The following is a 275-nucleotide window of genomic DNA, read 5'->3' as shown; positions in this document are numbered from 1 at the left end:
CTTACAAAAGTAATGGCAGAGAAGATGGGTGGTGAAGTTAAAGCATTCGATGAAATCGATAATGCTCCAGAAGAAAAAGCGCGTGGTATAACTATCGCTACTTCTCATGTTGAGTATGAATCAGATGTGCGTCACTATGCACACGTAGATTGTCCGGGTCATGCTGATTATGTGAAAAACATGATTACTGGTGCGGCACAGATGGATGGCGCTATACTTGTTGTATCTGCAGCAGACGGCCCAATGCCACAAACTCGTGAGCACATCTTGTTGTC

At 44.4% G+C, this 275-nt stretch carries 1 protein-coding gene; it reads left to right on the top strand.

Annotated elements, in window-relative coordinates; genetic code table 11:
- A partial coding sequence (locus Q1A31_RS20955; protein ID WP_299881797.1) for a GTP-binding protein occupies positions 1–275 on the top strand: 275 nt, incomplete at both ends.

The organism is uncultured Cocleimonas sp. (assembly GCF_947495625.1).
GTDB lineage: Bacteria > Pseudomonadota > Gammaproteobacteria > Thiotrichales > Thiotrichaceae > Cocleimonas.
Note: the sequence above shows the minus strand (reverse complement) of the source record. Positions and strands in the feature narration are given on the sequence as shown.